A 5,078-nucleotide genomic window follows, 5' to 3' on the forward strand; every position below is an offset into this window, starting at 1 on the left:
CGCCGTGGCCTGCCGCGATGGGCGGCGTGCGCGGCGTGCGCGCTGCTGCTGGCCGGCTGCCAGGTGCTCCCCGAGCGTCCGGCGCTGGCCGCCACCTACGATCTCGGCGCCGGCGAGCGCGGAACACTCGCGCACGCGCTCGCGCCGGCCAGGGTTGCGGTGTCCGGACCCGCCTGGCTGCAGGCCACGTCGATGCATTACCGCGTGCTCCACAGCGACCCCGCACGCCGGCGCGCCTACGCCGACAACCGCTGGGCGGCGCAACCGCCGGCCATGCTCGCGCTGGTGCTCGAGCGCAGGCTGGGCGCCGGCGAGGGGGGAGGGTGCCGGTTGCAGGTGCAGCTCGACGAGTTCGAGCAGCTCTTCCATGCCGCCGATCGCAGCGAGGCACGCGTGGTGGCGCGCTTCGCGCTGTTCCCGGTGCGCGGCAACAAGCCCTTGGCAAGCGCCGCGCTCACCGTGCTGGAAGCTGCGCCGACGGCGGACGCGCGCGGAGGCGCCGCTGCCTTCCGCGTCGCCACGGATCGCCTGGCGGACGGCATCGCGCAGTGGCTGACCGACACCGATCGTGCCCTCCCGGGCGGGCTCGCCGGCGAGGGGCGCTGCCGGCGCTGAGGCGTCCGGCACGAGCGACGCCTCGGCGCCGAGCGCAGCGCCCGCGTGGCGAGCGCCTCGGAGCGCTCAGCGTGGCGCGATCACGACCCGGTTGCGCCCTGCCTCCTTGGCACGGTAGAGCGCCTCGTCCGCGCGCTGCAGGACCGTGCCGAGCGTCTCGCCGGGCTCGGCGAGGCAGGCGCCGACCGTGACCGTGAAGGTCTCTCCGCACGCTGCGCTGCCGTGCTCGATGTCGGCGCGGACGCGGTGTGCGATCGCCTCCAGCGTGGCGCCATCGCAGGGCGACAGCAGCACGAGGAACTCGTCGCCGCCCCAGCGCGCGGCGCGGTCGTAGGGACGCAGGCAGCCTTCGAGCACGCGCGCCAGGGTCGTCAGCGCCTCGTCGCCGGCGCCGTGGCCGCGGCGATCGTTGATCTCCTTGAAGTGATCCACGTCCAGCCACAGCAGGCCGAAGCGGCTGCCCTGGCGCCCGGCGCGGGTGATCTCGGCCTCGAGCATCTCGGTCATGCCGCGCCGGTTGGTCAGCTCGGTGAGCGGATCGATCCGCGCCAGGCGGTGCAGGGCGTCCGTGCGCTCGCGCACCTTGGCCTCGAGTTCCGCGGTGTGCGCCCGGATCGCGCCCGCCATCGCGCCGAAGTGCTGGGTGAGGCGGCCGATCTCACCGCGCGCCTGCGGCAGCGGCGCGGGGCTGAGGTCGCCGTCGCGCACCCGCAGCATGGCCTGCTCCAGCCTGCCCAGGGGGTCGAGGATGAGGCGGCGCAGCAGCAGGTGCACCAGGATCAGCGCAACCAGCAGGGTGAGGACGAAGCCGACCGCGACCGGGGTGAAGGCCGCCACCGGCATCAGCACGTCGAGGTCGAGCAGGGTGATCTCGTACCAGCCGATCTCGGGCACGAAGGCGATCCCGAGAAGGATCCTCCGCCCGCCGGACTCGACGAAGCGGTCGAGCACCCGAGGCGCACCGTCGCCCGACGTCGCGAGGTGCTTCATCGTCTCGCGCAGCTCGATGCGGTCGGCCTCGCGGTCGAGCAACTGGTCCACCAGGCTCTTCTGCCCTTCGGGCTTGACCAGGCTGGCGAAGTCGATCAGCTTCGCGTCACGATGGAGCTGGATCGCACCGGAGAGGTCGGCAAACAGCGTATTCACTCCGGCCTGGTGCAGATCGACGATCTCGTCGACGAAGCGCGACAGCTCGATGCCGGTGCCGACGACGCCGAGCGTCTGGTCGCCGTCGCGGATCAGTACGTCGATCCACAGCTTGGTGACGCCCAACTCGGCGTCGGGATTGACGTTGAGGTGAAAATCGCGCCCCACCTCGATCAGCTTGTAGAACCAGGCGTCGGCGGGTTTGGCGGGGACGAGGTGGTAGCGCAGCTGGCGGCCGGCGAACTCGTCCTCGGCGTTGTTGTGGTAATAGGCGCCGGAGGCGCGCAGGGCGACGAAATAGTTTCCCGAGCTGAAGTTGCGCCGAAAATTCTCCATCTCCCGGACGGCTTCGGCTTCCAGCGCCGGATCCTCGGGCGAGCGCGCCCAGCGCTTGAGCACGAGCGAGTCGGCCATCTGGCGCGCCAGGGCGATCTCGCGCTCGAGCGGCTGCAACAGGCGCGCGCGGTCGTAGCGCACCTGGATCTCGGCGACGCGCTGCCCCCACTGCATGACGATCTGCCGCGCCACATGATGGAAAACCGCCCACGCCACGACCGACCCGACCAGGATCAGCGCGGAGATGAGCAGGAGAAAGCGGGTTCTGAGGTTCAAGCGCCGGCACTCCCATTGTTCTTCGGGTTCTTGTCCGTGGCTCCAGAACCAGTTTGGGCTCCTGCGAGGTGTGCAGGTGTGCGTTTTCTCACACCCGGGGCGTTGCGGACGGAATCGCGGCGGACAATTCCGCTGCGCGAAGCGCTGGCGCGGTGCGCCGGTTGACGTTAACGTTGCCGCCCGTGGCCACCTGGCCCCGCAAAAACGAATCCAGCAGGAGAGAGAACGATGAATGCCGAGTCCCGCCCCGTGTCCGACGCCGAAGCACCCATCCTGCGCCGCGAGGATGCCGGCGGCGTGACTACGCTCACGCTCAACCGCCCGCAGCAGTTCAACGCGCTCTCCTTCGAGATGCTCGAGGCCCTGATCGCCGCGGTCGACGAGATCGCACGCGACGAGACGGTGCGCGTGGTGGTCATCGCCGGCGAGGGCAAGGCCTTCTGCGCCGGCCACGATCTCAAGGAGATGCGCGGCAACCACACGCTGGATTTCCAGCAGCGCCTGTTCCGCCTGTGCGGCAAGTTCATGATGAAGCTCACCGAGCTACCACAGCCGGTGATCGCGCGCGTGCACAGCATCGCCACCGCCGCGGGCTGCCAGCTGGTGTCGATGTGCGACCTCGCGGTGGCGGCGGAGCACGCGCGCTTCGCGGTTTCGGGCATCAACGTCGGCCTGTTCTGCGCCACGCCGAGCGTCGGCCTCGCGCGCAACATGGGGCGCAAGGAGGCCTTCGAGATGCTGGTCACGGGTGACTTCATCGACGCCCACGAGGCGCAGCGCCGCGGTCTGATCAACCGCGTGGTGCCGGCCGAAGAGCTCGACGCCGAGGTCGGTCGCCTCGCCGCGTCCATCCTGGCCAAGTCGCCGGCGGCGATCCGCATGGGCAAGCAGATGTTCTACAAGCAGCTCGAGATGGGCCTGGATGCGGCCTACCAGCTCGCTTCCGAGACCATGGCCTGCAACGCGATGTGCGAGGACGCGGCCGAAGGCATCGACGCCTTCATCGCCAAGCGCAAGCCGCAGTTCAAGGGGCGCTGAGCGCCGCAAGCCCGCGACCGTGCCGGCGATGCTGATCGACTCGCACATCCACCTCGACGCCGCCGAGTTCGCGCCCGACCGCGCGGCGGTGATCGAGACCGCCCGCGCCGCCGGGGTGCGTGGCTTCGTCGTGCCGGCGGTCGATCGGGCGAGCTTCGACGCCGTGCTCGCGCTCGCCGCGGCGCGCGCGGATGTCTGCCCGGCGCTCGGCATCCATCCGCTCTATGTGATGCAGGCGCAGGAGGGCGACCTCGATCGGCTGGAAGCGCTGCTCGCCGCACGCGTGGCGCGCGCCGTCGGCGAGATCGGCCTGGATCATTTCGTCGCCGATCTTGATCGCGAGCGCCAGCTGCGCTTCTTCACCGCACAGCTGGGTTTGGCGCGCCGGCACGGGCTGCCGGTGATCCTGCACGTGCGGCGCGCGATCGATCCGATCCTGCGCGAGCTGCGCCGGACGCGGGTGTGCGGCGGCATCGCCCACGCCTTCAACGGCAGCCGCCAGCAGGCCGAGGCCTTCATCGCGCTGGGCTTGCGGCTCGGTTTTGGCGGCGCGATGAGCTACGAGGGCTCTACGCGCATCCGCGAGCTCGCGCGCAGCCTGCCGCTGGAGTCCATCGTGCTGGAGACCGACGCGCCGGACATCCCGCCGGCGTGGGCGCGCGGCGAGCGCAACCTGCCGCAGAATCTCGCGCGCTACGCACGGATACTCGCCGAACTGCGCGGCATCGAGCCGGAGGAGGTGATCGAGACGACCGGACGCAACCTGGTGGAGACGCTAGGGGGCTGGCAGCCGCGCTGAGGTTCAGGCTGCCGCCGCGCCGGCGATGCCGGCCGAGCAGGAGCGCGCGATCAGGTCGGCGATGTCGCGCTTGAGACGCGCGACGTCGCGGTCGAACTTCTCGTAGATCATCAGCGAGACGCCGAAGACGTAGGCGTAGAGCAGCATGCAGCGGCTCGAGGCCTCGTCCATCGGTACGCCGCAGGCAAGGAAGAGATCGCGCGCGCAGCGCAGGCGGACATCGTCCACCTCGGCCACGATCGCGCCCGCCTCGGCATCGCGGCGCGCCCAGTCGCGCACGGCGAGCTCGATCATCATGCCGCGGCGGCTGCGGCTCGCGCTGTAGACGTCGATGACGTGGTAGATCTGTTCGAGCTCGCGGCCCGGTTGCGCACGGGTTTGCTTGATGATGTCGCGGATGCGGCCTTCCTTCCACTGCGCGAGCACCGCCATCAGCAGATCGCGGCGGTCGGTGAAGTGCCAGTAGAAACTGCCCTTGGTCACCTTGAGCCGTTTCGCAAGCACCTCGACGCGCAAGCCCGCGATACCTTCTTCGGCGAGCACTTCGGTGGCGCCCGCGACCCAGGCGCTACGGTCGAGCTGGGTACGGGGCTTTTTCGTAATGTTTTCCATACGGCGTAGTATTGACGATTCGGCGACCATACGCTACCGTACGCACCATACTTGACCGTATGGAATTGTTGCCCTGCAGCAGTGCGGCCGGCCAAGGGCGGTGACATAATCCGGAAGTCGGGCCCGCATCCCGGGCCTACCATCCCCTGCAAAGAAGAGGAGCGCGTCAGAGTGAAGATTCTCGTACCCGTAAAGCGCGTGGTCGATTACAACGTCAAGGTTCGCGTCAAGGCCGACGGCAGCGGCGTGGACCTGG

General features: G+C 69.7%; 5 protein-coding genes and 1 pseudogene. 4 read left to right on the forward strand and 2 right to left on the reverse strand.

The window, feature by feature from the left end:
- Positions 1-615 (forward strand): ABC-type transport auxiliary lipoprotein family protein (locus C667_RS20090; RefSeq protein ID WP_004379414.1); only part of this gene is annotated, 615 nt, incomplete at its 5' end.
- A 66-nt stretch (positions 616-681) separates the two neighbouring features.
- On the opposite strand, the gene C667_RS20095 is transcribed toward C667_RS20090, so the two are convergent.
- Positions 682-2,373 (reverse strand): sensor domain-containing diguanylate cyclase, encoded by a 1,692-nt coding sequence (locus C667_RS20095; protein WP_004379415.1) that lies wholly within the window; start codon positions 2,371-2,373, stop codon positions 682-684.
- Positions 2,374-2,601: 228 nt separating this feature from the next.
- Between C667_RS20095 and C667_RS20100 the strand changes: the two genes are divergently transcribed.
- The gene (locus C667_RS20100) at positions 2,602-3,411 is read left to right on the forward strand and encodes an enoyl-CoA hydratase (protein WP_004379417.1); all 810 of its coding nucleotides are present in this window, start codon (positions 2,602-2,604) and stop codon (positions 3,409-3,411) included.
- Positions 3,412-3,439: 28 nt separating this feature from the next.
- Positions 3,440-4,210: a TatD family hydrolase gene (locus C667_RS20105; protein ID WP_004379419.1), complete on the forward strand. Its 771-nt coding sequence runs from the start codon at positions 3,440-3,442 to the stop codon at positions 4,208-4,210.
- A 3-nt stretch (positions 4,211-4,213) separates the two neighbouring features.
- On the opposite strand, the gene C667_RS20110 is transcribed toward C667_RS20105, so the two are convergent.
- Positions 4,214-4,822 carry a TetR/AcrR family transcriptional regulator gene (locus C667_RS20110; RefSeq protein WP_004379422.1) on the reverse strand — a complete coding sequence of 203 codons (609 nt, stop codon included), beginning with the start codon at positions 4,820-4,822 and terminating at the stop codon, positions 4,214-4,216.
- A gap of 171 nt (positions 4,823-4,993) precedes the next feature.
- Between C667_RS20110 and C667_RS25840 the strand changes: the two are divergent.
- A pseudogene (locus C667_RS25840) lies at positions 4,994-5,078 on the forward strand (electron transfer flavoprotein subunit beta/FixA family protein); the annotation flags it as partial.

This window comes from Thauera phenylacetica B4P (genome assembly GCF_000310225.1).
Lineage (GTDB): Bacteria > Pseudomonadota > Gammaproteobacteria > Burkholderiales > Rhodocyclaceae > Thauera > Thauera phenylacetica.